This window comes from Cytobacillus sp. (assembly GCF_032154635.1).
In the GTDB taxonomy this organism is placed as follows: domain Bacteria; phylum Bacillota; class Bacilli; order Bacillales; family Cytobacillaceae; genus Cytobacillus.
Genome location: NZ_JALDXW010000029.1, coordinates 19,961 through 46,152 on the forward strand (window position 1 = coordinate 19,961; position 26,192 = coordinate 46,152).

32 protein-coding genes are annotated in these 26,192 nt (G+C 37.5%); 7 read left to right on the forward strand and 25 right to left on the reverse strand.

The window, feature by feature from the left end:
- Positions 1–104: 104 nt before the first annotated feature.
- The 14 genes from RUH74_RS17720 to RUH74_RS17785 all read right to left on the reverse strand — a co-directional run bounded on the left by RUH74_RS17720 (position 105) and on the right by RUH74_RS17785 (position 11,081).
- Complete coding sequence (locus RUH74_RS17720) at positions 105–1,307, reverse strand: acetyl-CoA C-acyltransferase (RefSeq protein ID WP_313802374.1); 1,203 nt, start codon at positions 1,305–1,307, stop codon at positions 105–107.
- Between the two features lie 2 nt (positions 1,308–1,309).
- Entirely contained in the window at positions 1,310–2,134 is an 825-nt protein-coding gene (locus tag RUH74_RS17725; RefSeq protein ID WP_396230095.1) for a 3-hydroxyacyl-CoA dehydrogenase, read from the reverse strand.
- A gap of 256 nt (positions 2,135–2,390) precedes the next feature.
- On the reverse strand, positions 2,391–3,164 hold the full coding sequence (locus RUH74_RS17730; protein ID WP_313802376.1) for an enoyl-CoA hydratase-related protein: 774 nt from the start codon (positions 3,162–3,164) through the stop codon (positions 2,391–2,393).
- 20 nt (positions 3,165–3,184) lie between these two features.
- Positions 3,185–3,964, reverse strand: a complete 780-nt coding sequence (locus tag RUH74_RS17735) for an enoyl-CoA hydratase-related protein (RefSeq protein WP_313802378.1) — start codon at positions 3,962–3,964, stop codon at positions 3,185–3,187.
- Positions 3,957–4,265 (reverse strand): EthD family reductase, encoded by a 309-nt coding sequence (locus RUH74_RS17740; protein ID WP_313802380.1) that lies wholly within the window; start codon positions 4,263–4,265, stop codon positions 3,957–3,959. Before RUH74_RS17740 ends, RUH74_RS17735 begins: the two co-directional genes overlap by 8 nt.
- 146 nt (positions 4,266–4,411) lie before the next feature.
- Positions 4,412–4,903, reverse strand: a complete 492-nt coding sequence (gene paaD / locus RUH74_RS17745; protein WP_313802382.1) for a 1,2-phenylacetyl-CoA epoxidase subunit PaaD — start codon at positions 4,901–4,903, stop codon at positions 4,412–4,414.
- Positions 4,904–4,954: 51 nt separating this feature from the next.
- Positions 4,955–5,764 (reverse strand): 1,2-phenylacetyl-CoA epoxidase subunit PaaC, encoded by an 810-nt coding sequence (paaC, locus tag RUH74_RS17750; RefSeq protein WP_313802455.1) that lies wholly within the window; start codon positions 5,762–5,764, stop codon positions 4,955–4,957.
- Positions 5,757–6,113 (reverse strand): 1,2-phenylacetyl-CoA epoxidase subunit PaaB, encoded by a 357-nt coding sequence (gene paaB / locus RUH74_RS17755; RefSeq protein WP_313802384.1) that lies wholly within the window; start codon positions 6,111–6,113, stop codon positions 5,757–5,759. Before paaB ends, paaC begins: the two co-directional genes overlap by 8 nt.
- Positions 6,114–6,139: 26 nt before the next feature.
- Entirely contained in the window at positions 6,140–7,099 is a 960-nt protein-coding gene (gene paaA, locus RUH74_RS17760; protein ID WP_313802386.1) for a 1,2-phenylacetyl-CoA epoxidase subunit PaaA, read from the reverse strand.
- 252 nt (positions 7,100–7,351) lie between these two features.
- Positions 7,352–7,723, reverse strand: a complete 372-nt coding sequence (locus RUH74_RS17765; protein ID WP_313802388.1) for a hypothetical protein — start codon at positions 7,721–7,723, stop codon at positions 7,352–7,354.
- 279 nt (positions 7,724–8,002) lie between these two features.
- Positions 8,003–8,500, reverse strand: coding sequence for a hypothetical protein (locus RUH74_RS17770; protein WP_313802390.1), 498 nt, complete (start codon positions 8,498–8,500; stop codon positions 8,003–8,005).
- A gap of 171 nt (positions 8,501–8,671) precedes the next feature.
- Entirely contained in the window at positions 8,672–9,550 is an 879-nt protein-coding gene (sdaAA, locus tag RUH74_RS17775; protein WP_313802392.1) for an L-serine ammonia-lyase, iron-sulfur-dependent, subunit alpha, read from the reverse strand.
- Between the two features lie 146 nt (positions 9,551–9,696).
- A complete protein-coding gene (gene sdaAB, locus RUH74_RS17780; RefSeq protein WP_313802394.1) occupies positions 9,697–10,359 on the reverse strand; it encodes an L-serine ammonia-lyase, iron-sulfur-dependent subunit beta in 663 nt (220 codons plus the stop codon).
- A gap of 38 nt (positions 10,360–10,397) precedes the next feature.
- Positions 10,398–11,081, reverse strand: a complete 684-nt coding sequence (locus tag RUH74_RS17785) for a helix-turn-helix transcriptional regulator (RefSeq protein ID WP_313802396.1) — start codon at positions 11,079–11,081, stop codon at positions 10,398–10,400.
- 351 nt (positions 11,082–11,432) lie between these two features.
- Between RUH74_RS17785 and RUH74_RS17790 the strand changes: the two genes are divergently transcribed.
- The 3 genes from RUH74_RS17790 to RUH74_RS17800 all read left to right on the forward strand — a co-directional run bounded on the left by RUH74_RS17790 (position 11,433) and on the right by RUH74_RS17800 (position 12,984).
- On the forward strand, positions 11,433–11,588 hold the full coding sequence (locus RUH74_RS17790) for a hypothetical protein (protein WP_313802398.1): 156 nt from the start codon (positions 11,433–11,435) through the stop codon (positions 11,586–11,588).
- Between the two features lie 434 nt (positions 11,589–12,022).
- A complete protein-coding gene (locus tag RUH74_RS17795; protein WP_313802400.1) occupies positions 12,023–12,610 on the forward strand; it encodes a TetR/AcrR family transcriptional regulator in 588 nt (195 codons plus the stop codon).
- Between the two features lie 20 nt (positions 12,611–12,630).
- On the forward strand, positions 12,631–12,984 hold the full coding sequence (locus RUH74_RS17800; RefSeq protein ID WP_313802401.1) for a DoxX family protein: 354 nt from the start codon (positions 12,631–12,633) through the stop codon (positions 12,982–12,984).
- Positions 12,985–13,234: 250 nt separating this feature from the next.
- On the opposite strand, the gene RUH74_RS17805 is transcribed toward RUH74_RS17800, so the two are convergent.
- From RUH74_RS17805 to RUH74_RS17835, 7 genes are all read right to left on the reverse strand, one after another.
- Positions 13,235–13,762, reverse strand: a complete 528-nt coding sequence (locus RUH74_RS17805) for an undecaprenyl-diphosphatase (protein WP_313802403.1) — start codon at positions 13,760–13,762, stop codon at positions 13,235–13,237.
- 232 nt (positions 13,763–13,994) lie between these two features.
- Positions 13,995–14,267: a zinc ribbon domain-containing protein gene (locus RUH74_RS17810; RefSeq protein WP_313802405.1), complete on the reverse strand. Its 273-nt coding sequence runs from the start codon at positions 14,265–14,267 to the stop codon at positions 13,995–13,997.
- A gap of 21 nt (positions 14,268–14,288) precedes the next feature.
- On the reverse strand, positions 14,289–15,467 hold the full coding sequence (gene fmdA, locus RUH74_RS17815; protein WP_313802407.1) for a formamidase: 1,179 nt from the start codon (positions 15,465–15,467) through the stop codon (positions 14,289–14,291).
- Positions 15,468–15,738: 271 nt separating this feature from the next.
- Positions 15,739–15,972 carry a hypothetical protein gene (locus tag RUH74_RS17820; protein WP_313802409.1) on the reverse strand — a complete coding sequence of 78 codons (234 nt, stop codon included), beginning with the start codon at positions 15,970–15,972 and terminating at the stop codon, positions 15,739–15,741.
- A gap of 283 nt (positions 15,973–16,255) precedes the next feature.
- Complete coding sequence (locus RUH74_RS17825) at positions 16,256–16,438, reverse strand: hypothetical protein (RefSeq protein WP_313802411.1); 183 nt, start codon at positions 16,436–16,438, stop codon at positions 16,256–16,258.
- A 154-nt stretch (positions 16,439–16,592) separates the two neighbouring features.
- Positions 16,593–17,102, reverse strand: coding sequence for a M67 family metallopeptidase (locus RUH74_RS17830; protein WP_313802413.1), 510 nt, complete (start codon positions 17,100–17,102; stop codon positions 16,593–16,595).
- Complete coding sequence (locus tag RUH74_RS17835) at positions 17,023–19,113, reverse strand: hypothetical protein (RefSeq protein ID WP_313802415.1); 2,091 nt, start codon at positions 19,111–19,113, stop codon at positions 17,023–17,025. Before RUH74_RS17835 ends, RUH74_RS17830 begins: the two co-directional genes overlap by 80 nt.
- Before the next feature lie 351 nt (positions 19,114–19,464).
- Here RUH74_RS17835 and RUH74_RS17840 point away from each other — a divergent pair, with 351 nt between their 5' ends.
- From RUH74_RS17840 to RUH74_RS17850, 3 genes are all read left to right on the forward strand, one after another.
- Positions 19,465–20,223 carry a BMQ_0737 family morphogenetic spore coat protein gene (locus tag RUH74_RS17840; RefSeq protein WP_313802417.1) on the forward strand — a complete coding sequence of 253 codons (759 nt, stop codon included), beginning with the start codon at positions 19,465–19,467 and terminating at the stop codon, positions 20,221–20,223.
- 139 nt (positions 20,224–20,362) lie between these two features.
- Positions 20,363–20,857: a hypothetical protein gene (locus RUH74_RS17845; RefSeq protein ID WP_313802419.1), complete on the forward strand. Its 495-nt coding sequence runs from the start codon at positions 20,363–20,365 to the stop codon at positions 20,855–20,857.
- A 9-nt stretch (positions 20,858–20,866) separates the two neighbouring features.
- The gene (locus RUH74_RS17850) at positions 20,867–21,838 is read left to right on the forward strand and encodes a CgeB family protein (RefSeq protein WP_313802421.1); all 972 of its coding nucleotides are present in this window, start codon (positions 20,867–20,869) and stop codon (positions 21,836–21,838) included.
- A gap of 77 nt (positions 21,839–21,915) precedes the next feature.
- On the opposite strand, the gene RUH74_RS17855 is transcribed toward RUH74_RS17850, so the two are convergent.
- Positions 21,916–22,059: a hypothetical protein gene (locus RUH74_RS17855; protein ID WP_313802423.1), complete on the reverse strand. Its 144-nt coding sequence runs from the start codon at positions 22,057–22,059 to the stop codon at positions 21,916–21,918.
- Between the two features lie 102 nt (positions 22,060–22,161).
- A complete protein-coding gene (locus RUH74_RS17860) occupies positions 22,162–22,827 on the reverse strand; it encodes a glycosyltransferase family protein (protein ID WP_313802425.1) in 666 nt (221 codons plus the stop codon).
- 132 nt (positions 22,828–22,959) lie between these two features.
- On the opposite strand from RUH74_RS17860, the gene RUH74_RS17865 reads away from it, so the two are divergent.
- On the forward strand, positions 22,960–23,880 hold the full coding sequence (locus tag RUH74_RS17865) for a glycosyltransferase family 2 protein (RefSeq protein ID WP_313802457.1): 921 nt from the start codon (positions 22,960–22,962) through the stop codon (positions 23,878–23,880).
- Positions 23,881–23,890: 10 nt separating this feature from the next.
- On the opposite strand, the gene RUH74_RS17870 is transcribed toward RUH74_RS17865, so the two are convergent.
- Together RUH74_RS17870 and RUH74_RS17875 are read right to left on the reverse strand one after the other, a co-directional pair.
- Entirely contained in the window at positions 23,891–24,886 is a 996-nt protein-coding gene (locus RUH74_RS17870; protein ID WP_313802427.1) for a glycosyltransferase family 4 protein, read from the reverse strand.
- A 13-nt stretch (positions 24,887–24,899) separates the two neighbouring features.
- On the reverse strand, positions 24,900–26,117 hold the full coding sequence (locus tag RUH74_RS17875) for a glycosyltransferase (RefSeq protein WP_313802429.1): 1,218 nt from the start codon (positions 26,115–26,117) through the stop codon (positions 24,900–24,902).
- Positions 26,118–26,192 lie beyond the last annotated feature (75 nt).

Here is a 26,192-nt window from a genome sequence, read left to right on the forward strand (position 1 = left end):
ATACGTTATATCTCTATTCTACTAAAAGAATTCTATATTTTCCAAAAATATTTTTCCGAAATAACAATATTTAAAGAGATATGTCCCTTTTCAGGTAAGCCAGGTTATACACTTTCCACAATTGTTGATATTCCTTGTCCAACACCTACACACATTGTGGCAAGTCCATATTTCACATTTCTTCGTTTCATTTCGTATAATAAGGTTGTCAAAATTCTCGCACCGCTTGCTCCTAACGGATGACCAAATGCAATGGCCCCGCCATTCACATTTACTTTATCTGGTTTCATTTGAAGAAGCTTCATACATGCAATCGATTGAGCCGCAAAAGCTTCATTCAATTCAATTAAATCGATATCATTTATGGTTAGCCCGGCACGCTCCAGTGCCTTTCTTGTTGAATAAACTGGACCTATCCCCATGACAGACGGATGAACACCGGCTGTTGCAGAAACAATATATTTCGCTAATGGCTTTAAACCAAGCTGTTCGGCTTTTTTTGAAGTCATCAGTAATAAAGCGGATGCTCCGTCATTCACTCCAGAAGAATTCCCAGCAGTTATGGTACCATTCGGAAAAATTGGCTTAAGCTGTGACAGCTTTTCAAAAGTTGTTTCCGGCCGAGGATGTTCATCCTTCTCAGCTGCGAATTCATTTCCCTTATGATCCGTATATGTTACAGGAACAATTTCTTCTTTTAAAAAGCCATTTTGAATAGTCACGCTTGCTTTCAATTGGCTTTCTAAAGCAAAGCTATCCTGTTCCTCTCGAGAAATCCCATACACTTTTGCCACATTTTCAGCAGTCTCTGGCATACTTTCTGCCCCATAGATTACACGCAAGCTTTCATTTGTAAAACGCCAGCCGATCGTCGTGTCATATAACTCCATACTTCCTCTCGGATACGGCATTTCTGGCTTAGCCATCACAAGCGGTGCACGTGTCATACTCTCTGTACCGCCAGCAATAAACATCTCTCCTTCTCCAGCAAGGATTGCCCTAGCGGCGTAATTAACCGCATCTAAACCTGAGCCGCAAAGCCGATTGACGGTCGAACCGCCAACTTCTACCGGTAGACCGGCAAGAAGTGCTGACATGCGGGCAACATTGCGGTTATCCTCACCTGCTTGATTGGCATTTCCAAGAATTACTTCTTCAATCTCAGCGGGCTTGATTTCTGGATTCCTTTCTAACAAGGCTTTAATAACAATCGCACCTAAATCATCTGGACGCACACTTTTTAACAAACCATTATACCGTCCAAATGGTGTCCTTACAGCATCAACAATGACAACCTCTTCTGCCATCTTCAATCCTCCTTGCTCCGATAATCATATACACCTCTGCCAGTTTTCCTACCAAGCCTGCCAGCTTTAACATATTGCTCAAGAAGTGGTGCCGGACGATATTTCTCCCCTAATTTTGCATGGAGATAGTTTAAATTATTCAATCTTGTATCAAGACCAACGAGGTCTCCAAGCTCAAATGGTCCCATTGGATAATTCAACCCAAGCTTAATTGCTTTATCAATCTCCTCTGGTGTGCCCACGCCTTCCTGGAGCATATAGAAGGCCTCATTCCCTACGAGCGCACTAATACGACTTGTGACAAATCCAGGAAATTCTTTCATTACGACTGTCTCTTTGCCCATTTGTGTTGCAGCTTGCTTTATGATGGACACAGTTTCCTCACTCGTCTCCAACCCTTTAACAATCTCAACAAGAGGCATTTTATGCACAGGGTTAAAAAAATGCATCGCAATGACCTTATCTGGCCTTTTAGTAAAAGAGCCTATTTCGGTTGGACTCATCGTTGAGGTGTTTGTTGCTAAAATACAATGGGCTTCAGCATGCTGATCGATGACCTCAAAAATATTTTTTTTAATTTCCATTACTTCTGGAACTGCTTCAATCACTAAGTCCGCTCCCATTACATTTTGCGATAAGCTAATCGAGTAATTTAGCCTCCTTTTCGATTCCTCTATTGTTTCATGTGTAAGCTTCTTTCGGAACACGCCTTTTTCAAAAATGGCATTGATCTCTTTTTCTGCATGCTTTAGCTGCTGTTCATTAATATCAATTAATGTCGTTAAAAACCCGCCTACAGCACTTACATAGGCAATCCCTCTTCCCATGACACCTGAACCGATCACAACTACATTTTTCAATGAGATCCCCCCTAACATTAGAATTGCGAAAGCACCTTGATCACCCCCGACAAGCACAAGTCATGACTCACGGAAAGGGCTGCTTTCCCTTTTTGAGAGGATTGGCTTGTGACCTCTAGGGGGTAGTCCGCTTGCGCTAGACAATTCTCTAACTCAAAAGTTAAACATTTTGTATTAATTAAAGAGACGAGCACTAAATCCCATTGTGCTCGTTCCATGCAAATTATTTACCAATAAATACAGGCTTTCTTTTTTCGATAAAAGCTTGCACACCTTCTCTATGATCCACCGTGAGTCCAGCGATTCGCTGTGCCTGCGCATCCTTTTCCAGACTTTCTTCAAGAGAATGATCCCAGCTAGCCTTCAAATTTCCCTTAATCAATCCAATGGCTTTTGTCGGCATAGCTGCCAGCCTTTCTGCAAATGCTGTGACCTCAGCAGTCCATCGCTCAAGCGGAATAACCTTTGTCGCTAGCCCCAAATCCACAGCCGTTTGTGCGGAGATTTTTTCACCTAAAACAGCTAATTCTAAAGCTTTCGCGTGACCAATTAACTTAGGCAAATAGTATAAATTCCCAGCATCAGGTACGAGACCGACATGTATAAATGCTTCGATAAAATTGGCTTTTTCTGATAAAAGTCGGAAATCACAAGCTAAGGCTAAACTCACCCCTGCACCAGCCGCAGCGCCATTTACTGCAGCTACAATTGGCTTCTCACATTTGTGAAGTTCCATTACCATCGGATTGTATCGGCTTCTTAAGACTTCCCCGTGATCCATGTCATCCTTTACTCCGCCGAGATCCTCACCCGAACAAAATGCCCGCCCCTCTCCAGTAATTACTAGACAGCGAATTGCTGAATCTCTGCTTACCTGTTTCACTGCATGTTGAATGTCATTATTCAATTGCTCTGTGAAAGCATTCAATTTCTCAGGTCTGTTTAACCTAATCCAGGCAACTTGATTAATGACTTCGTATTTAACCGTTTCAAACATTGTTTGTATGTACACCCCCTCTATTTTCCTTTAAAATTAGGCTTTCTTTTCTCTTGGAAAGCTCTCATTCCTTCTTTTTGATCCTCCGTTGAGAATAATAGATAGAAATTTTTGCGTTCAAAATGCATTCCTACATCTAAGGAAACATCCACTGCTTTAAGAACAGATTCCTTAATAAGCCGAATGGATAATGGCGCTTGATTGGCAATTTCTGCTGCAAACTTCAACGTTTCTTCCATGAGAACTTCTTTTGAGACAAGACGATTAATAATGCCAAAATGGAGGGCTTCGCGTGCACTAATTCTTCTGCCGGTAAAAAGCCATTCCATTGCTTTTGTTTTTCCAACAAGCTTTGTTAACCGCTGCGTACCTCCCGCACCTGGCATGACGCCAAGATTCACTTCAGGGAAACCAAACTCCGCATCATCAGCTGCAAAAAGCAGATCACAGCAAAGGGCAAGCTCAAAGCCACCGCCAAGTGCATACCCTTGTACTGCCCCAATAATTGGCTTCTTTATCATCGCAAGGCGATCCCAATCCTTGAATTGATTGCGGACCTCGAAATCAATTGCTTCATCAGTTGCCATTTCATCAATATCTGCACCTGCAGCAAATGCCCTTCCGTTGCCGCTTAACACGATCACACGTATATGTTCATTTTCCTCGAAGCCTTCCATGGCAGAAAGAATTTCAGATACCATCTGACGGTTAATAGCATTTAGCACCTTAGTACGATTTAAAGTAATGCAGCCGAGCTTTCCATCTATGGAAACTTCAATACACTCATAACTATTATTCATTCACTTCTTCACCAATCATTAGCGTGATGAGATCTCCTGCAAATTTCATTGCATCTTTTCCAGACGCTTTCCCTTCATCGGTTCTCATCGCTGCTTGCAATGCTTCATGACTGTCGTAAAACATTTCACACATTAAATAATATTTGCCTTCGCCTCCCATTGGACTGCCTACAATTCTAGTAACCTTCATTTTTCTTAGACCCGGAATCTTTGCTGTTAACGGACCATGGGTTTCAAAATAATGCTTGTCAAAAGCCTCTTTATTTTCAGGATGCTTGTAAAGCGCGATTAGTTTTACCATTTGGACAACTTCCTTTCGAATTATTAAGATTTTTAGTAAATAATCATTCACTATTGCAGTTTCTTCTTATTTTTTTGCATATGTCCTTTACTTTCTTGCAATTAATCTTTATTTTTGCGAATGTCCTAATTTTGCAATATACAGTTCTACATCAGCGTTGAGACAGGCTTCATCGCTTCAAATGGATTTTTACATGATTTACAATATAGAATACTGCGGCAGGCAGTCGGACCAAATATATTTTCTATGGTCGTATAAGTAGAGTTACAGTATGGGCAATCGACGTGCCATTCACCAGTTTCTGTTATTCGTTTTGGCGGTGGGGCAATTCCAAATTCCTTTAATCTCAATCTTCCTTCATCTGAAACCCGTTCCGATGTCCAAGGGGGATAATAAATAAATTGAACATTAATTTCTTTAAAGCAATTTAATTTAGCTACCGAATCGATGACATTCTTATGGATAATATCTAGAGCGGGACAGCCCATAAATGTTGGCAGCAGTTCAATTAAAACAGAATTTCCTATCACTTCCACTTTTTCAACCATTCCTAAATCGATGATTGATATTGAATCAATTTCTGGATCTTTCACTTGTTGAAGCGCTTCCATAACATTACTTACATTTTCTTGAAGCATCCTGCATCAATCCTTTGTAATTATTACTAGACTTTTCCTCCTCTTTTTTTCTTACCAGCTTGCGGCGGGATCGACCTGATATACTTCACTAAGGGTTATTAAGGCATCAGCCAAATCCTTTGAATGCTCTCCCTTTCGCCCGTCTCCGCTCTTCATCCCAAACTGGTCTGGCATTGAAAGATTTACAGTATCGAAGACAGGCTTCATAGACAGTATCCACTTACTCTTTAGAATATCCTCTGTTTCAATTATTTTAAATGTGGCTAATTCTTTACTCCAAGGACCTAGTGACAGCACCCCTTCAAAATCAGCATGTACTCGTATAATCGCAGCCTCCATCCTTTTTCTTGCCTCTTCCCCAGCCTGCATCAATTGCACAAACCATGTTTTCCAATGCAAAAGATGATAATAAAGCTCCATATTCACCTTTAGCGCTGTATTTGCCAGCGGCACATAGGAAGAGTTTTTCAAGGATTCCATCCGAACCTTTTTCGCTTGGACATAAAAGTAATTCCTGACTACAGCAAATGCCCAATCATAGCGCGGTTTAGACAAATAGTGACCGGGACCATTCACCATTTCTAGCAAAATAGCATTCTTCCGTACCGAAGCAGGACGTGCATGTGCAAGATGATTCACGTCTCCTTCACCAAGATCACTAAGAAGCTGATAGAACATGGCTGCATGACCCATTGTATCTTGGCTAATAGATGAGAAAGCAACATCCTCTTCAATATGAGGGGCAAGACCTAGCCATTCCGAGCCCCTATAAGCCAGGATGAAATCATCATCAGCCAGCTGGTACAGGAGTGAAAGTAATGCTGATTGATATGTTATATCCATTGGCTTTCCATCAACCATTTTCACGTTTCTTCTCCTCTCCCCATGAAAGAATTTCTTTCTCATCAAGCATCCCTTGTTCATATTGCCGCCATTTTTTCTTTAAATAGCCGTACCCTTTTGTATTGCGGTAATCCTTGTTATCAAGCCGTTGCAATGATTGCTTTTCCTCCCAATTCAATTTGCGGATATCAGAACGCTTTACGACCCAAATATCGGCTACCGGCTCTCTCCTCATAAAATTTTCCTGTGCTAAAATCAAAGCTATCTCACTGTTCGGTGCCAGCAAAGAAAATTGATATTGAAGAGGAGAGGTATCCGTTCGTTTGCTGAAGACCTCATATTCCTGATAAAACCCTTCACTGCCCAACCGCTTCACTCCTTTCTATATTCCCTTTATTTTGCTATATTCAAAGCCTCACGTACCCACTGATTTTCAATATAAGCCGTCTTGCGAAGGTCCAAACGATCCTTGGATTTCGGTCCATTATTTTTTATAATCTCTTTAAAACGATTCCAATCCGGCTGTTTGTATATCCAAAGTGCTTGCTCCTGATCAAAATGCATTGTTTCGTCTGGCAAGGTCAGCCCGAGCGATAGCACCCTTGGAATATATTTTGAAAAAAAGTCCTGCCTAAGCTCTTCATTTGTTTTCGTCCGGATCCGGTATTTAATTGTAATGTCCTGCTTGGATGATCCTGTTGTCGATGAATCTGCCGGTCCGAAAAACATGAGAAGCGCTTCCCACCAGCGATTGATTGCCTCTTGAACCATGAACCTCTGTTCCCTTGTGCCCTCTGCCAAGGCCATGATAATGGCCTCTCCATGCTGTGCATGGAAAACTTCTTCAGCACAAATTCTTTTTAAAGCACGAGCATAAGGACCGTAGGAAGCATTCAGCATATTCGTTTGCGAAATAATTGCAGCCCCGTCGACAAGCCATCCAATTAACCCCGCATCTCCCCATGTTGGCGCCTCCATATGAAACACATTATGAAATTTCAGCCTGCCGTTAAATAAATCTTCCATTATATCTTCACGTGTTTTACCTAAAGGCTTCATTAAGTCCTCCGCTACACGAAGCAATAACTGGCCATGCCCCATTTCATCCTGAACTTTAGCCATAATCCCCAGTTTTCTCTTTAATGAAGGCGCTTTTGGCACCCACTCTTTTTCAGGGAGCGCCCCCATAATTTCACTAATACCGTGCATGGAGATTAGTTTGATCAGCGTGAAGCGATATTCATCTGGCATCCAATCGTCTGCTTCAATTTTTTCCCCTGCTTCAATCCTCTGCAAAAAATGATCATATTTTTCCTTTTCCGTTAATTGATTTGAAAATACTACATCCGACAATGCCTTCACCTCCTAAAAACTATTTATTTTATATAACGTTTATCAGACGTTATATCTTTTATATGTCATATATATTTAACACAAAGATACCGTGTAAACAGGTAAAAGTCAATTAGTTTTCAGAAAATTAAATAATTTATTTTCAACATAAAAAAGACCTGCTGATTCGATTAAAAATCAGCAGGTGTTCTCTCTACTTCTGTTCTTTCATTTTTGAGATAAACTTCTATAAAACGCCTCATCATATGGTTTTCAGCTTACTTTATTATGCTTTCCTTCAATCATTAAGATCGCTTCTTCATTTTTTGCAATTTTCGTTAATTGCGCATCTAAGCGCTGATTAATCAAATTTAATTCTTCATGAAGAATTTTATTAAATGAGTTGCCTTTAAAGATTTGGAAAAAATCCTTAAGAACATCCGTTTGGAATGAATCCATTTTCTCCAAAATCTCTTTAATATCAGTTAAGTCAATTTGATTGACTTCTACTCTATGTTCAATGCTGTCCATTTTTTCCAAACGGTCCAGCCTATGTTCAACTGTTTTAATGTTTTTTCCGATATCAGCTATTTCTTGCTTCATTTCATTCATGCCAGCTAAAATTTGCTTTAGTATCTCCTCCATAAAAATCGCTCCCTATTTTTTTGGTAATTTTATATTATCATTGTTCCTATAAGGAGTCTGTGTATATTTATTTACACTTTTTTTAATCTTCAATGAAATTTATGAAAAAAAACAAATCATTATCACAAGCTATTTCCATCCTAGAAGAAACTAACCTCACGCTCACATATTTTTTTATTCCATGTTAATTAATACTGTTGGTTTTTATATAAATATATGGGGAACCTTTAAAATTGGAGAAGCTCCCTATATGGATAACTAAATCAAGTGAGCGGGAAACTATATTTCATTCGTTTTGACAACTTTCTCAAAAGATACGCCTAAATATTGATATTTAACCAATACGTTCTCTATCCTATTTTGATGCCCGATTGTGATTGCATAAATCAAATCATCATCTGTAATAGTACCATCATTCATTTTTTTTAGTTGTTCTTTAGGATCTGTGTTTGGTTCCAGTTTCACACTTTTTAAATCTTTGAATGTGTACTTTCTTGATTCATCACTATTAAAATGATCAGAAATAATGAACCCTTTAGTATGGTTGCTTACCTGCACTTTCACCTTAGATGGCGGATCATAATTGTTCACCAATACATCTTGAATTTTTATCTTTCCGAAAGGGTTTTTATTTCCTACTTCAATTAATAATACCTTTTTCCCTGTTTCGTATGCTGAAGGAATAGCTACTAAAGGGGGAGATATTTGTAAGTAAGAAAAACTTCCAGCAAACAGTAATACAATTAAACTACTACAAACGACAATCATTTTTTTCAATAGATCCCCCCCATTCATTTTAGAAATGGAAAATTTTGATAATCCTAGTTTATCATAGGTTCCCTTTGCTGAGAACTAACTGTTAAGAAAACATTGTCATTTATTAACCTAGCTTTTTATTAAAAAAGCCTAAATCCCCTTAAAATCAGGATCTAGGCATTAAACATACTACTAATTATTCTTCCCGAAAATTTCAGCTTCCAGCCTTCTACCGGTAGGTGTGGCAGCAAGTCCACCTTCTGCTGTCTCCCTTAATGCTGAAGGCATCGATTGCCCAATTAGGAACATCGCATGTATGACTTCATCACATGGAATACGGCTTGTAATCCCAGCTAAAGCCATATCGGCAGCAGTCATCGCATTAGAAGCCCCCATGGCGTTTCTCTTTACACAAGGAACTTCCACTAATCCCGCAACAGGATCACATACAAGTCCAAGCATATTCTTCAATGTAATCGCCATTGCTTCGGCTGCTTGGCGCGGTGTTCCGCCAGCAAGCTCAACGATCGAAGCAGCAGCCATTCCACTTGCCGATCCCACTTCAGCTTGGCATCCACCAGCAGCACCTGAAATCGATGCATTATTTGCTACTACGAAACCAAAGGCAGCTGACGTAAATAAAAATTCAATCATTTCCATTCTTGTTGGGTTTAATACTTCTTTCACTGCAAATAATGTACCAGGAACAACACCAGCAGAACCTGCAGTTGGTGTTGCGCAGATTGTACCCATGGCTGCATTCACTTCGTTCGTTGCAACCGCTTTGCTTACTGCATCCAACAAGATATTCCCTGATAAAGCTTTTCCACTTTGAATATATTTCTGTAGAAGGACTGCATCTCCTCCCGTTAAACCGGAAACAGAGGTAACACCGTTTAATCCTCTTTCAACTGCTTGTTCCATCACAGTTAAATTGCGATCCATTTTTGCTATGATTTCTTCTCTAGAAAGACCTGTCACTTCAATTTCCTGCTGAATCATAATTTCTGCTATTTTCACTTGTTTCCTTTCTGCAAGTTCAACTAGCTCAGCTACGTTTCTGAATAACATGATTTCACCCCTAATTCTTGGCTGTTTTTATTCTGGTTTTAAAAAAACAACGTACTTTTTTAAAAGATAAAAATGTATAACTTTGAAGTTAGACAATTGTCTAGCTCCAGCGTTTGTACAGAGATGATCAAGGCGCTTGCGCTTTTTTAGTCAACCATTCTAATTGTCTGCGTTACATTTGGCAGGTTTTCGATCTCTTTCATAATCTCTTGGTCGATTTTTTGATCCACTTCTATAACCATTAAGGCCATTTTTCCTTTTTCTTTACGGGAAACTTCCATATGACCAATATTAATTTCATGATTAGCTAATATTTGCGTAACAGCAGAAATCACGCCAAATTGATCATTATGAACAACTAGTATAGCAGGGTGCTCACCAGACAATTTCAATTCAAAGGAATTAAGCTCTGTTATTTCAATTGTTCCTCCGCCTATCGATATTCCAACAAGCTCTAAATCGCCTTTATCATCATATAAATTAATCCGAACTGTATTCGGATGATCTGTCACTTTTTCTTCCACCTGGAAAACCACTTCCATTCCTGCTTCCTCTGCAAGCTGAAGTGAGGTTGGGATACGGTCATCAAAGGTATCAAAGTCCAATAACCCACCAACAATTGCTACATCTGTTCCATGTCCTTTATACGTTTTTGCAAAAGAACCATATAAAGAAACCACTGCTTTCTTTGGCAAACGATTAAACAGTGTTCTGGCAACACGGCCAATCCTTGCTGCACCTGCTGTATGTGAGCTAGAAGGACCGATCATAACAGGCCCAATGATATCAAAAGCTGATCTATATTTCATTTCATAAGCTCCTTTATTGATTTTTCAATGGATGATGATTACTTATGCTCAGCCAGATCTTCTGTCTGGAACTCATTCATCGTCCTAATTTTTTGCAAATAATTGTATACGGTAAACTTGGACACACCTAGTACGGATGCGACATATTCAGTCGCTCCCTTTATAAGAAAGGTCCCTTTCTCTTCAAGCTGACGAACACATTCCACCTTCTCATCTAAACTCATTAATGAAGGTGCTTTTTTAAAGCCATGGAGTACTTGTTCAACCATTTCATGTGTCACATCCTGAACAGAAGTGAAAAAGCTTTCCGTTTTTTCCTGTTGCTCATCAAAGTTGATAAATTCTTCAATTTCTCCGCCGAATTGCATAAGGAGGCTAATATCGTAATTCAAACATAACGCCCCAATTACTTTGCCTTTATGATCACGCAGGAAAATAGTAGCCGATTTCATGATATTCCCTTTCTTCGATTGCGTTTTATAATTAGGAATATCTTCAATATCTTTTTTCTGTTTTGCTAATTCATTTAGAACAAGGTCTGTTATTGGAGATCCGATTTCTCTCCCTGTCACATTCCCTGCAAGATGAATGAGTGATTTTTTTAGATCAGCAAAATCATGAACAGCTACCTCACAACGGGAGCCGAACATTTTCACAAGCATATCGGCTGTACGAATTGCTAAATCAAAAATCGGCTGGTGAGATTCCTTCAATTCAGACACTTCCCTTACATGTATGTCAATTTTCTATAGTAATCCCATTTTATGAATTCATCATACCACAAAAAAGAGATAGTTAAAATAATATTTTAATAGCTACAAAAAAATTGTAATACCAATAAAAATCCACCAAAAAAGCACCGAATGGAAGGGTATCCCCTTCCACTCAGCCTGATAATATTCAATGGTTCTAATTGATTGAAGAAATCAAGAAAATGCGGATCTAAATCAGTTAGGGAAGTACAAGAATTTTACAAATTATTAAACAATCAATTGGAAGTCATTGACAAAGACATTTGTATTAGTGTACTATACAACTAGTTTACTAATACAATTAGAAAGAAGGTGGATAGGATGTTCAAACAGAAACTTATACCCATTTGTTCTATCCTTTTATCGCTGCTCCTCATCTCTGGTTGCTCTGTAAAGATAGATAAGGATGCAAAGCCTGGTATCAATATCTATAAAGTTGATAAAAAGGAAGACAATGATGAGAAAGCAAATGAATAATTTTAATTAAGTAAAAAAAAGGATCCCCTAAAAAAAAGATTGAATTATTTTGGATTTTCTCTGGATAGTGATTGGCATACTTCCTGTTATTTATAGAAACATTCATACTTTTAAAAAAATGATAGAATATCCGTTCAAAGCCGCAAAGGACCGCACAAATTTGATTTATATCATATGTGCGGTCCTTTTATTTAGCATTATGACCCTTTAAAAAGTGATACACTGTTTCCCATCAATCTTTCTGGGTGTCTAGTCCCTCCACTCAAAAATTCTTATAAGCTATAACCCCCCACCTGATCCGTTCCCTTGATTTTAATTCTTGAAGCCATTGAAAATTCATAAAAATTAAATTCCTTGACAAGTAAATGGATTTGTGAAAAGATACTCACGAGTAATATTACTTGTGAGTATCTTATTTGAGGTGAATCATATTTATGAATGAAAGAGGTCTTAAAGGGCTGGAAAGTCGTATGCGATTGCTTGAAGCAGCAGCGGCTGAATTTGCAAGGAATGGATTCCATGAAACGAAAATTAGTACAATCGTTAAAAAAGTGGGATTGACACAACCATCGTTCTATATTTACTTTTCTAGTAAAGAAGCCATATTTGAAGAATTAATAAGCGAGTTTCATTCAAATTTAAAAAAGCTTATTGAATCGAAACGTTTAGAAGACAATTTAGAACATATGGATCTATCTAATCGTTTAGCAGAAATAGTAGAAAACGTGTTTTTATTTTTAAAAAAAGATCCAAATTTAACGCGTATTGGGTTTAGTCTCAATCCAAAAGCTGATGATCTTATAGCAGATCTAACCATTATACTGAAGAATAATCTAACCACAGAACAGCAGTTTGGTTATTTCCGTCCAGAAATAGATATGGAGATTGTCGCTAAATGTATAAGTGCTGTAATTTTGCACCTAAGCTTCATATATGTCATCCCGGGAATTAAAGATACAAAAAGCTTGTCTCTTCAGTTAGTGGATCTCTTTTTACAGGGGATGTTAAACGAAAATGATTAATCAGAATTGAGGGAGAACAATTGATAACAATTATATTAAAAGTAGTCTTGGCAGTTTTTATGTTAATAGGAGGGATTATTAAGGTTTTCCGTATACCTTTTCAAGTTGAGCATTGGTTGAATTATCAATACCCTTTATGGTTTTTAACCATTACTGGACTACTTGAAATCTTAGGAGGGTTAGGTCTAGTAGCTGGGATATGGAATCGATATTTGGCAATTGGTTCAAGTATACTATTTGTTATTCTCATGGCCGGGGCGATACACGCACATCTTTATAGGGCTCACCAATCAATATTAATGACTATCCCCGCCTTAACTTGCTTAATTATTTCAATAATTATCGTTATTTCGGAAATTAAATTAAGATCTTAATTACTGCCTTAGCAACCGCTGTCATCATTTTAGACAAGGTTGCTTGAATGAAATCCAATGATGTAGATGAAAAAAGTCAACCTTTGAAGAATAGTTTTTTGAATTTGAAATAATAAAAATACCAATTGTGTACTCGATTATAAAGCTGGTCTGGTATTCCGAAATACTGAAGGTGATTAGGCCGAGATTCTTTCAATGGAACGGTTTCTCCGGGAACCCTACTGGATTTTTTCGATTTATCCAGTGGGGTTTATTGCCAGTTGCTATTGACGGCTATTGATTTTTTTAAAAAAGAGATTTTATCAGTGATGATACTGGTTAGGGTGGCGATAAAAGCACTGCCGATTATATCTGATGGATAATGATGCCCTACCCAAATACGAGAGATGCCCGTCAATAATGATAATACCCACATGATTGAACCAAGAAAACGGTCATAAAGAAAGATAGAAGAGGAAATAGCGAAAACAAGCAACGTATGTTTACTTGGAAATGTAGAATCTTTTTTTGAAGGAATAAGTATGCCGACACGATTTGTCACAAAAGGACGTGGTTTAAAATAAAACAATTTAATGAACGTATGAATAAACAGTGTAATCCCTATAGACATTACCGCATTAAAAGACACTTTTTTGTAGGAATCGTTTCTAAACCACATGAAGACCAAAACGAATATAAATACATAACGAATCCTATTTGATATCAAGATCATCAGCCAATCCATTGCTGAACCTCTTCCAGAAAATTGATTGATAAACATGAATACTTTATTGTCCATAAAAAAAACTCCTAACTATATAGATACAAATAAAATTCCCAACTATTAACGAAATATGTATAAAACGAAGCTTCCAAACAGATTTGGATTGCAATAGGAAGAAGTTGGATTCCTTACCTATCTTTAGGAAACACTGCATGAATAAACCACTTATATAAAGGAAATTACTTTGTACAAACTTCTTAAAGAATACATAAAAAAACGGCTATATAAACAGCCGTTTTCAATTATTTCAATTGCCAACTTGCCACGGACGACTAACTGATTTGTTTCTTTTCTTCTGCTTTGGTCCTAATTCTTCCCGTTTCATTTTACGTGGCTCCATTCCTCTTTCCATTCTCGTTCGGAGTTCATTCGAATAAGAAAAAAGATTAGGCGGGAAAAACACGCGTGAAGATTCTTCCAAACAGTCTGGACATGCTGCACGATCTTTTTTTCCTGTCATTGATGTAAAAAACAATGTAAAATCGCCACAATTTTGGCAGCAAAATGTATAACTGGGCACAAGAATTCTCCTCCCAACAGCTTATTTCGGCAAAATATCCTTTTCAAATATTTGTGTCGGTATTGCTACTGTACAACATGCATTCGGAATATCAACTATCCCGTTTATTCGCCCTTCAACTGGAGCAGTACTTAATAGCATATATGCCTGCTCCCCTGTATATCCCAATGTTTTTAAATATTCAATTGCATTTAAACATGCTCTTTTATAAGCAATATTCGCATCTAGGTAATGCTGCTTACCATCCTTCTCATCTACTGATATCCCTTCAAAAACGAGGAACTCCGAATAAAGAGGGTCAACTGGACCTGGTTTGAACACCGGATTATCCGTTATTTTATATTTATCCATCCCACCTTTAATAACATCCACTTTAAGGTCAATCCAGCCAGCCATTTCGATTCCGCCACAAAAAGTAATTTCCCCGTCACCTTGTGAAAAATGAAGATCACCTACAGACAATTTTGCCCCTTTTACGAAAACAGGGAAATAAATTCTTGAACCTTTTGATAGATTTTTAATATCGCAGTTTCCTCCATTTTCCCTTGGAGGAACGGTCCTGGCTCCCTCTTTTGCAACTCGGTCAAAATCGGCCCCTTTAAGAGTGCCAAGTACAGCTGCTTCCGGGTTAGGAGTATTTGCAAGGGCAGGTACTCGGTCTGGATCTGTCATCTTCAATTCATTTTCTCGTTCATTCCATTTTTGTAAAAGCTCAAGTGAAGGTGCCACACCAATTAATCCAGGATGCATCACTCCAGCAAATTTCACACCTGGCACATGTCTTGATGTTGTGTAAATCCCTTCAATATCCCAAATCGATTTTGCAGCTTCGGGATAATGATCTGTTAAAAAGCTCCCCCCATTCTCTTTTGCAAAAATGCCGTTAAAGCCCCATTCATATTCTTGAAACGTTCCAATATCCAATATGTCAACAACTAAAAGATCTCCTGGTTCAACACCGTTTACATAAACAGGGCCACTTAATACATGTACGCGGGCTAAATTCACATCCCTAATATCATTGGGACTATCATTATTTTTGATTTGTCCGTCTGTCCAATCTTGGCATTCCATTCGAAATGCAGTTCCGGGATCAACAGAGAAAGCAGCTGGTATATCAGGATGCCATCTATTATGTCCAGGATGAAGCTGTTCCTCCATTGGTTTACTTAAATCAAGCTTGTACATCGTTTTTGGCATTTTTATTTCCTCCCAATATAAAAAATTGATGGGCTAACGGAGCAAAATATGTATGCGTTTTCTAGTACAAGTATATGTTTCAGAAATCGCTTTATTCTACTTATCCCTGTACATCCAGGCAATAAACAACCACATATAAATCCCAGCTTGTTTTATTTCACTGCACAAAGTGTCCCTCGTACATAAAGACATGCTCAGCGTATCAGACCGACCAATGTATTTTTACAAAAAAACACCGCTGCAGACTTTCTTACAGCGGTGTAAGTATCGATTATACATTTTTTAATATTAAATATAGACGATTGACACGTTCTTCCTTTTCGTCATTTGATGACAGATCGAACTTTTTTAATAGATGGAAGACTTCATTTAAGATGTCTTGAGTATGTTCCTTTTGAAAAAAACCCTCAAATAAATGAATTGTATCATTTGGTAAAAATTCCTTTTGTTGCTCGTACTTTGCCTTTACATCTTCGTGGGAATGATCCAATTTGCATTCGCTCATTCAGTTTACCTCCTTGTTTGTTTTGCTTTATTTTACTATGCTTTTGAAAAAACACCAAAGCAAAATCGATTCTATTTCTTTATGTAAGAATAATATAAAAAAGACGACCCATTAAATTTGGTTTCAGAATTCAAGAGTCGTCTTTTTTAACGAGCGGTAACAAGCAATGTCCTCTTGTGAAGTGGCACTTCTTATTATTTCGTTTGACAAGCAATAGCTTTTTGTGTATTCAAAATTTTTACTGCAGCTATTGTTCTTAGGAGTATTTAAATTTGGGTTCCCCTTAAGATTGTTTTTGATTTCTTCCGCAGCCGCAGCCACCGTTTTTATATTTCAGTTTTCTATGATTGGCTCCTCCTAGTACGGTATTGGATTTGATCTTATGCCCCATATAGGGTATGGATTCCGGAGATTGTTGCGATTCAAAAGATCTCTTTTGAATTTTTATCGCCTGTTTTTTTATCAAAATTCTCCCTCCTGGATATTTAGGTTGCTATACATTTAATTATATGTCTCGTAAAAATACGACGTGTTTCGTTTAAAACCCATTTTTTCAGTCTCAAGTAATCATTCTTCAAATAAATAAAAGAAGCGGCGTTCTGCTTGACCCGCCGTCTTTTTCACTCATCCATTATAATTAACTTCAATGGGACTGCCGTTCCCTTAATTATTTGAAAACAACCCACTTCTACTTTCCCTTTATAAAAAGAAACAATTAAATAAGCTAAATTGGGATACGGATTATTTTCAATATCATGCGAAGATGGATAGGCAGATGAGCTTGGATGAGAGTGAAATATACCTGTAATTTTTTCACCCATTCCATTTGCATTCTTTGAAGTACGTTCGATTGACTCCTTAGACATCATAAACCGGTTTAAATGAAGAGATTCATTTTTTATTTCCCATAGTTTTGTACCATTGAATTGTTTTCCTGAAAGTAACCCGCATGCTTCATAAGGCAATGCTTGTTGACAATACACAATCATTTCTTCATAAACTGCTTTTTTTATTTCAAAAGAAGGTTTACGAAGATCTAGATTGTTCAAATTATCTTTGATTTCCGTAGTTTCCCATCCCCGTGGGCTGGGTTGTTTTATTGCGTAAGGTGAAGAAGTCCATGGTTCCATGCTGCCCACTCTGACTTTTGGGAATGGGCTGGTAGCCACGCGGCTGCTGCATCATTCTTTGGAACCAATCGACTTGTTGTTGACCTTGTGATTGAATTTGTTGTTGTCCCTGTGGCTGAGCTTGCTGTTGGGTTAACTGTTCTGACTGCTGTGAGGAATTATTTTGCTGAACAGGGCTATTATTTCTCACGGAATGTTCAGTTTGTGTGTGCATTTGATTCTCTGACTCTACATTCTGATATGAATGGGTGCGTTCAGGTGCTGATTGTGATATTGGCTGATTAATATATTGCTTAATAAAATTCTCTTTTTCCTCCAATGTAGATTCCAAAGCATTAAATTGAAGTTTCATTTGCTTCATCTGCTTTTCCCAAGTCTGCCTGTCTTTTTCGTACTGATTAATTTTTAATCGATACAGTTCGATCTCTGCCTGGAATTTTTCAATCTGTTGTGCAAGTACACGTTCTCCATCCTTTTTAGCTTTATAGATTTCAATCTCTTTCGCTTGAAGCTCTGCAGTAAGTTTTAGATTATTCTGTTCCATTTCTTCCATTTTCACAATCGTTGCTTTTGTTTCTTTTAGTTCAGCCTTTAATTCATCAATTTGCTTGGACCATGATCCTTTTTCGGTATCGAAATGTTCAGACTTTTCTTTATATACATTCACTTGATCCTGCACATGTTCAAGAACCTTAAGATACGATTCTTTCTCACGCTGATAGTGATCAGTAAGCATATTAAATTCATCAATTTTTGACTCTAAATCCTCTTTAAGCTTTAATTTCTCATTTTCGAATTTTTCAAGCTTCGTTAAGGAACTTTGTGCTTTCAGCAATTCATTTCTCATGATCTCAATTTGGTGTTCTAACTCATTCTTTTTAGCCTCTGACTTCTCATATTCTTCTTTAAGCAAAATGACTTCTTGCATGAGCATCTCCTTCTCTTTTTTTATTTGTCTAAGTTCAATAGTCTTTGCTTCCAATTGGTGTTTTAATGATGATGTCATCCGTACTAACTGCTTTGTCTCTGCAAAAACCTCATTTAAATTGGAAGTGATTTTTTCTAGTCTTTTCTCATCGGATTCCCTTTGTGAAGATATGCTTGAAATGCTTTCATGAATCGAAGCATTTTCCTCTTCAAGATGCTCAATCTTATTAAGGAGTGAAATTTTTTCCTCGTTATACCGATTGTTTGCTTCTTCTAATTTACTCATTTCTTTCACTTGGTTCTCCAGACGGTTTAACATTTCTAATTTCAGTGATTCTAATTCTTTTATTTTGAATTTTGCTTCTGATAATTCTGTTTGCAGATGACTAACAGACTCAAGCGCAGTATTTTTTTCTAATTCCAATTGGGGTATCTTTTGTTGATAAGATACGTTTTTCTGTTGTAATTGTTCCTGTTTTTCCTGGATTCTTTGAAAGTCATGGCCCATTTTTTCATATTGCTTAAGTAATTGATCATAATCCTCATTTCTTTGTTTTAATTCTTCTTCCTTGTCCCTGAGTAGATGTGTATATTGCTGGATTTGTTCATGCGCTTCGGACAAACTACTGGATATTCTGTCCCCATGCAACTTACTTGTTCGATCCTTTTCTTTATAAGCTTCTATCTGTTCCTCGTATTCAACCATTTTCGCCTGTAGCTTTTTATTTAATTCCTGCAGCTGGCTATTTTCTACAGCATGATCTTCATCTAGATCTGTTCGGACCGTTTTTTTTTCAAGCATGGTGATTTTTTCCTGTAAAGCTATATTTTTCATCAACAGCTCATTATAATCCGTTATTAATTCATCTTTTTCTCGATGAGAGGTTCCTTCGGCTTTCATTCTTTTGGAGAGTTCTACATTCAACCGCTCATTCTCGTCTTTCAACATATTTATTTGTTCCAGGTATCTCCTATCTCTCGTCTGACTATCCGCTCGGTAAAAGGATAGTTCAGACTCTAAATGAATCACCTTCTGTTGAAGCTGTATATGTGTCAGTTTTTCAAACTGATTCCGTCTTATCATCAGTTTCTCCTCCTTAGTCATTAGCCCAGTTCTTTTTTTTCATTCTATGCTTCCTGGGCAAAAGTGTAACTGAATAGACGGAGAACACTTTTCATCAAATCTTTATATGCTTAAAGAACTAAACATTCGAAACAGATTTAATTAGGCTTATTTCATCCATAATTTAAATCACACCTCTGAATGAAGGGAATATATTATGTATGGGTCAACTGTACGTAGAAATCTTTTCATAAATTCGCCTAACATGTACACCTAAAAATGCACTCCTGCCTAAACACAGATCGGGGATAACCGCATAGTATACAGTAGGCTCAGCCCCATTAACATAATATTTGAGGAGATGATTGTTTCATGGATTTTAAATCAATTAGCGGTGGCCAAGAAACTTTATGTATAAAAGTAAATAAAGTTTACGACTGGGTCACCCGCCAAGCAGATGTGCCGCTAATAGCTTTTACTGGCACGGATTCTCTTGCTGAAATTGGATTTGATTGCCCAAGCGGCGTAACCCCTACTCCAGGCGGTGCAGGTGATCCATGTGCCTTTCTTGGTGGAAACCTGACAGTAGAATGCTTCCCTACTGATGAAGACGGTAATCCAATTGACCCGTTAGCACCTGGGGCCATTCTTTGCCAGGAAATACCACAGCCAGAAGGACGTGCAAGTGGACAATTCCAGCTACCTGATGGATCTACTGTTACACTTCAAAAAGTTAAAGTGTTGAAAAAAGGATTTATCGTAGTACGTGTATCAAATGCTGCTGGTCTAAGCTGTACTTCTGATCCAATTCCTTGGGCTGTATCTGAGAAGTTCTTCCTATGTGCACCTCCAGGTACATTCCTCCAATGTGAAATTACTGACTTTGAGTGCGATGCGAACATCATTTGCCGCCAAGTCGGAATTACTCCAGGAGTATTCGAGTTCCAACAGCTTGATATTTCAATCAATCTATGTCAAAACGTTCAAATGGAAGCGATGGTCAAATTAGAAATTACAGCAGACTTCTGTCAGCCACGCCCTGATATGCCGTTTGTCTGCCCGCCATTAGCATTCCCGCCTCAATGTCCAACCGTGTTTCCAGGACCTGGCCCAACACCGACAGGGATATAAAAAGAATCTGATTTCATACAGCTTGTTAACTGAGGAGTTCCGCTCCTCTTTTTTGATTGTATAAATATTTCGAAATATTTATTATCCATTCATGCATAGAATGTAAAGATATCTTCAGAAGATTCAAGGTGGGATCGATATGTTTTGGAAAAAAAAACCGAAGGAAACTGCTGAGGCATCTGTCTGGTTCAGCTATACTGTAATGCTACCTGATATGGATGAGGATGAAAAAGAAGTGACAGTAATTGGAAATATGATAATTAAAAATACAAGCACTCATTCTGTATTAAATAATCCGATGATTTGTATACGTATTAAGCCTCCTGAAGATGTTCGACTTGGCGGGAAAATTGGTTCTGTCACACATACTGCTCTAATGATAGATGGAACGAACAGCGAAGCATGGCACTACTTCCATGAAAACTGGAAGGAACAGGCAGATAAAACTGGGGAGCATTGGCTGAAGCCTAACCGGCTCCAAAAATTAGAACCCGGTGAAATTTTAACATTTGAAAACGAGCTGCGAATTCCAACAACAAAAAAAGAAAAATTCGTTTTGTTAGAGGGCTTTTTCTATTGTGAAGAGATCAAAAATGGCATCGGAACTTTAAACAATATTTCTATCAATCTGTAGGAGAATGTAATGAAAATACTCTTTATTTCTTCAGGGTATAATGGAATTTATGACTATTTTGAAGCATGGATATTACAAGAGTTAAACAAAAAACATGAGGTAAAGTTCTTTCAAATCAAAAGCGGACTTCGTACCTTACAAAGTTTGACAAAATCATTTTTGCCTGAGACAGCAATCACAATGGTAGGCTTTAAGCTGCCAAACAGCATGATCCAATGGCTGAAAGCTAACAAAATAAAGACGGCTGTATGGTTCACAGAAGACCCTTATTACATCGATCAAACAGCAGAACTTTCCCATCATTACGACTTTGTATTTACAATTGATTTAGCAGCCCTTGAATTTTATAAAAAAAACGGCCACAAGCATGTTTACCAATTACCGCTCGCTACTGAACCAGAAATATTTAAGCCTAACGAGATAGAAGGGCAATCTAAAAGTGATATATGCATAGTTGGTTATCCTTATCCTGATCGGATACAATATGTCCAGTTCTTATTACAAAACACACCTTACTCTATTAGGGTTGTAGGAAATTGGAAAAAACCATTGTATTACTATCAAAATAACCCAAAACTAATGATTAAAGAGGGCTGGGTCAAACCAACGATTGCAGCATATTTTTATAACCATGCGAAAATAATTTTAAATACACACCGCCCATTTAACTTAAAGCATAACCAGAACCGGCTTGGCATCGAAGGTAAGAGCATCAATAATCGAACCTTTGATGTTGCTGCTTGTGCTGCCTTTCAATTGATTGAATATAAGGAGGATTTACCTAACCACTTTGATGAAGATGTGGAAATTGCTACTTTTAAAAGTAATGATGAGCTTCTTAAAAAGATGGGGTATTATTTACAAAACGAGAAAGAACGAGAAAACATGGCTGCTAACGCCAGAAAACGAGTATTAAAAGATCATACGTTTGAGAAGAGGCTTGATAAATTCATTCATATTATTAGTAATTCCTCCACCTAATCCTTCATTCTAATGAATCTTGCAAGAACTATTTCAGAAAGAAGCGATTGAAGTGACAATCGCTTTCCAGAATCCTTTTATCTGTTCGTTCCATACTTGGTCACAGTAGGCGTTTTTTTGACCATCACTTGAGATGGAGCTACTTTTGTCATTTGCATAGGCCTTCCATGATACTTGCCATCAGCTGAATATATTTTATTAATCTTATTGCATAGACACATAGGATCACCTCCCCTTCTTAAAGTAAAATATGAAAAAATTTTGTTTTTGCTTGTACTTCTGTAATGAAAGGTCCAATTTAATGGAATTGCACAAATAAAATATTAAAAATAACCTTGATAATTTTGAACGAAAATGATTCGGTTTTCCTCATATCCGTTTAAATTTACTGTCCCTGTTGCATGGAGACACCACGGTCGTACTTGCCTTGGAACCCCTACATCATATCCTGCTTTTTCAAATTCTATGCTTTGGGAAACATCATAGAAATGCCATCCTTGAAATAATTCTTCTCTCCATGTAAGGTCGTACTGGGTCACCATGATTAACCCATCGATTGCTTTAACCTTCTCATAGTCTTCCATGACCGGGCGATTTGCTAATGTTCCTATTGTTTTTTTACCTTTAGGGGTATAATAGACAGCTCCATATACGAGCTTACTATTCCACCAAATCCCATTAGGGATCGTTTTTGCTCCTACCATTCCAAGCATTCCTAATTTGGGATATTTATTAAATAACGAAATGATATCGTAAATGAAATGATGATTAAAAATATATGTGTCCTGATGTAAATAAACTTTATATTTGGCATCGCTTTTTTTCATCCCTTGATTGTAACCTGATGTTAGACTTGAAGCATTTTCAATAGAAATCGTTTCAATTTCATAGCCTTCTGGTACCTTTAGCGAATGAATATATTGTAACGCTGTATTGTATGTTTCAGCATGATTAACACAAGTAATAAAGCAAATTTTATTGTTATTCAACTTTCGGCCACCTCTTCATTCCTATCATTTTTAAATATATTCATAGATTATCATTCACTTTCATTCATTTTTTGAAAGAGTATGTACGATTTGAAATTATAATTAAAAGGGGCGATATAAGTGAACAAAAACATGAAAGATAGGTATCCGCTCGTTTCTATTTTAATTCCTACATATAACCGCCCTCATTATTTTGAATTAGCTTTAACGAGCGTTTTGGAGCAAACATATCCCAATATTGAAATTTTAATTGGGGATGACAGCTCCAATGAAGACACAGCAAACCTTGTGCAAACTAAATACCTACCTGCTTATTCGAATATTACTTTTATACGCAATCAACGTACGCTCGGGCCATTGGATAACAACGTAAGCTTACTTGAAAAAGCAAATGGGGACTATATTAATTACTTAATGGATGATGATCTATTTTATCCTGAGAAAATAGAAAAAATGATGGCTTATTTTTTAAATGATTACAAGGAAGAAATTTCACTGGTCACTTCTCATCGAAACTTGATAAATGAAAATGGAATGCCTCTTCCTGATGGGCAATTGAATCAAAAAATAAGCCAAACAAATGCCATTGCCTCGGGAATTGAAATAGGAAACCGAATCTTAATGGATTGTCATAATTATATTGGTGAACCGACCACTCCATTATTCCGGAAACATGATTTGACAGAGCCTTTTGGAACATTAAAAGGTCGAAGATATCATTTCAGTGTAGATATGGCATCCTGGTTAGTATTGTTATCCAAAGGAAACATAGCCTATATTTCTGAACCTTTAAGCTGCTTTCGATTACACCGAGATCAACAATTACAGTCATACTCGAAACAAATTGATGGTATAGAAGATTTAACTCATCTAATTGTTACCGCTAAACAATATGGTTTTTTGCAGGAAAGGGAAGAATGGGAACAAGCTTTAATTGAATCGTTAAATTGGATTCAAAAAGGATTTCTTTATTATCGAGAGGACAATACTGAAATAAAAAATAGGCTACTTCAATGTCAGGAGCTTGTTCATAAAGAATTAACCTCCCATTAAAAATCAGGCTTTAATATTTGCTAAACGCTGAAGTTAGATTGCTCATTACTCTTGGCCAGTTATATTTCTGTGCTGTTTGTATGGCATTTGCGGAGAGATAATTTGCCAGTTCTCGATCTGTTAGTACTCTATAAATAGCATTCGCTACACCATCGACATCTCCACCATTTACCATTAGACAATTATACCCATCTACACAAAATTCTTCATTTCCATTCGCTCTCGTAGTAACTACAGGTGCACCGCATGCCATTGCTTCAAGAATAGGCATACCGAATCCTTCATGGAAGGAGGTTTGAACAAATACGCCACAATTCGCGTAAAGGTAGGCTACTGTTCGGTCGTCAGGGACAGAAAAATGTAGAGTAGGAATGTGGGGGATATTTGGTGGTTCTAGACCGAACGTAACTAGAGATACGTTATTTAACATTTGATAAACCTTTTGTACGGCTTCAGCTGTGACATGAAAGCCTTTCAAATGTTGACTTTTTCTACTGCAAGCCAAAATGCGAAGCGGATCATAATCATGTGTTCTATTCGGTCTGAAAACGTCATGATCAATTGCGATTGATACATTCGTGGCCTGCTTTTGAAAACGCTGTGCTAATTGTTGAGTAGTCCAATCAGCTACCGTTAAGTATTGAACATTCTTCTGGTAGGTTTGAAGAACTCTTGCTCTCATATCTGGTGAATGCGGATAATAACTCTCTTCAATATCCTGTACAAGGTAAAATGGAATGCCTCGTCCATTTTGGAGCGGATCACAGCTGTTCATTACGGTGTCGAGTGTATTCCACCAAGTGGCTACTTTTATTGCATCCATAATTTTAAGCTGCTGCAGCATTTTCTGATAGTTTTTAAATTTTATAGTCTGTATCTTTAACGGAAACCAGCGCGGATGATTATCCAATGAAAACAAATAAACCCGATAACCCATATCATGTAAATGATTTATATGCTCAAAAACATTCTTGACTCCACCTGATACACCATTAGCTTCAAGCACATAAACAATCTCTCTATGATTTAAGGATGTGATAATAACCCCTCCATTTCAAATCAAATTGTTTCCTCGCTTCAAAATCCTTCATTCGATAAAATTTAATTTTTTTATGTCCTCCTCTTGTTTGGCCTTCCAAATGAATAGCTGCTGCTGGACCGCAGTAAACCACCCTCCATCCTTTTAATCTTGCTCTGAAGCAATATTCTACATCCTCAAAACCTGTAAAAAAATCTTCAGAGAAAAGACCTAAATCTGCGATGGCATCCTGTTTTATTAGTATTAAGGCACCTGTTACGGCATGAACGTCATCAATGGCAAGGGCAGGTGCATAATCTGCGTGTAAACCAACGTATCGATGATAAAGCTCTGCGCTCATTCCTCCATGCTGAATCGTTTGATTTGGATAAAGCAAACGTGCACCAACAACGCCAATATCGAGTGAGCTTTGTATGGTACTAATCATTTTTTCTAGCCATTCAGGTTGATGAAAAATAATATCGTTATTAACGAGCGCGATATGTTTACCTCTAGCCTGTCTAATCCCTTGATTAACGGTACTGCTAAAACCTCCATTTTGGGTTTTTAGGATGACTTTAATATTTTCCTTAGATCCCCATTCCAATAGCTGCTGTTGAATATGCATGGCACTTCCATCATCCACTACGATAATCTCGTAAGAAGTTTTCGTGGTCGTCGCTTTTAAAGTGGCTGCACATTGTTTGACCAAATCAACTTGATTAAAGCTTGGAATGATGCAGCTGACAATATTTTCAAAATCAACTTTCCAAGGAGGATGGGGTGAACTTAGAAGTGAAATACATTCCTCTGAAGTTAATATATCTCCTAAAACTGTAATCCGATTTCCTTGTTTCTTAAGCGTTATTACAAATCCATACAGCCCTCCATGATCAGGCTCACGATATAACAATTCCCTGTAAAGGCTCTGTACAAATAAAATTTCATTCGCTTGAAAAAACGTTCTTAAGATTCCAGCGATTGTTTGGTTTTGTCTGGCGAGAATGGCAGGTGGGTGATTGTAATGCTGCACACATTCATTACTTTGCAGGACTGAGTTAATAATAGAGATTTTGCTGTGACCAGACATGATAAGATTTTGATAATGCTTTATTTCAATGGCATTCGGTTCCCGCAGTAATAACTCCTTATATAAACTAATTACAAACTCTGGTCCATCTTTTTGGTAAATACCATATAACCTTTGAATGATTCTCAATTCTACCACCCCAGGAAAATAAAAATATACAATAGTCATTACGTTTCAATTAATTATGGTGAAAACAAAAAGAGA

Excerpts from the sequence above, each read along its gene's own strand:
- RUH74_RS17850 (WP_313802421.1), top strand. The coding sequence starts at position 20,867 with ATGAAAATACTCTTTATTTCTTCAGGGTATAATGGAATTTATGACTAT.
- RUH74_RS17830 (WP_313802413.1), bottom strand. The coding sequence starts at position 17,102 with ATGGAACCATGGACTTCTTCACCTTACGCAATAAAACAACCCAGCCCA.
- RUH74_RS17820 (WP_313802409.1), bottom strand. The coding sequence starts at position 15,972 with ATGAGCGAATGCAAATTGGATCATTCCCACGAAGATGTAAAGGCAAAG.
- RUH74_RS17865 (WP_313802457.1), top strand. The coding sequence starts at position 22,960 with ATGAAAGATAGGTATCCGCTCGTTTCTATTTTAATTCCTACATATAAC.
- RUH74_RS17765 (WP_313802388.1), bottom strand. The coding sequence starts at position 7,723 with ATGGAGGAGATACTAAAGCAAATTTTAGCTGGCATGAATGAAATGAAG.
- RUH74_RS17835 (WP_313802415.1), bottom strand. The coding sequence starts at position 19,113 with ATGATAAGACGGAATCAGTTTGAAAAACTGACACATATACAGCTTCAA.
- RUH74_RS17795 (WP_313802400.1), top strand. The coding sequence starts at position 12,023 with ATGAATGAAAGAGGTCTTAAAGGGCTGGAAAGTCGTATGCGATTGCTT.
- RUH74_RS17805 (WP_313802403.1), bottom strand. The coding sequence starts at position 13,762 with ATGGACAATAAAGTATTCATGTTTATCAATCAATTTTCTGGAAGAGGT.
- RUH74_RS17855 (WP_313802423.1), bottom strand. The coding sequence starts at position 22,059 with ATGTGTCTATGCAATAAGATTAATAAAATATATTCAGCTGATGGCAAG.
- paaC (WP_313802455.1), bottom strand. The coding sequence starts at position 5,764 with ATGGTTGATGGAAAGCCAATGGATATAACATATCAATCAGCATTACTT.
- paaD (WP_313802382.1), bottom strand. The coding sequence starts at position 4,903 with ATGCTTCAAGAAAATGTAAGTAATGTTATGGAAGCGCTTCAACAAGTG.
- RUH74_RS17725 (WP_396230095.1), bottom strand. The coding sequence starts at position 2,134 with ATGGGAAGAGGGATTGCCTATGTAAGTGCTGTAGGCGGGTTTTTAACG.
- RUH74_RS17840 (WP_313802417.1), top strand. The coding sequence starts at position 19,465 with ATGGATTTTAAATCAATTAGCGGTGGCCAAGAAACTTTATGTATAAAA.
- RUH74_RS17740 (WP_313802380.1), bottom strand. The coding sequence starts at position 4,265 with ATGGTAAAACTAATCGCGCTTTACAAGCATCCTGAAAATAAAGAGGCT.
- RUH74_RS17790 (WP_313802398.1), top strand. The coding sequence starts at position 11,433 with ATGTTCAAACAGAAACTTATACCCATTTGTTCTATCCTTTTATCGCTG.
- RUH74_RS17735 (WP_313802378.1), bottom strand. The coding sequence starts at position 3,964 with ATGAATAATAGTTATGAGTGTATTGAAGTTTCCATAGATGGAAAGCTC.
- sdaAA (WP_313802392.1), bottom strand. The coding sequence starts at position 9,550 with ATGTTATTCAGAAACGTAGCTGAGCTAGTTGAACTTGCAGAAAGGAAA.
- RUH74_RS17720 (WP_313802374.1), bottom strand. The coding sequence starts at position 1,307 with ATGGCAGAAGAGGTTGTCATTGTTGATGCTGTAAGGACACCATTTGGA.
- RUH74_RS17845 (WP_313802419.1), top strand. The coding sequence starts at position 20,363 with ATGTTTTGGAAAAAAAAACCGAAGGAAACTGCTGAGGCATCTGTCTGG.
- fmdA (WP_313802407.1), bottom strand. The coding sequence starts at position 15,467 with ATGCCAAAAACGATGTACAAGCTTGATTTAAGTAAACCAATGGAGGAA.
- sdaAB (WP_313802394.1), bottom strand. The coding sequence starts at position 10,359 with ATGAAATATAGATCAGCTTTTGATATCATTGGGCCTGTTATGATCGGT.
- RUH74_RS17730 (WP_313802376.1), bottom strand. The coding sequence starts at position 3,164 with ATGTTTGAAACGGTTAAATACGAAGTCATTAATCAAGTTGCCTGGATT.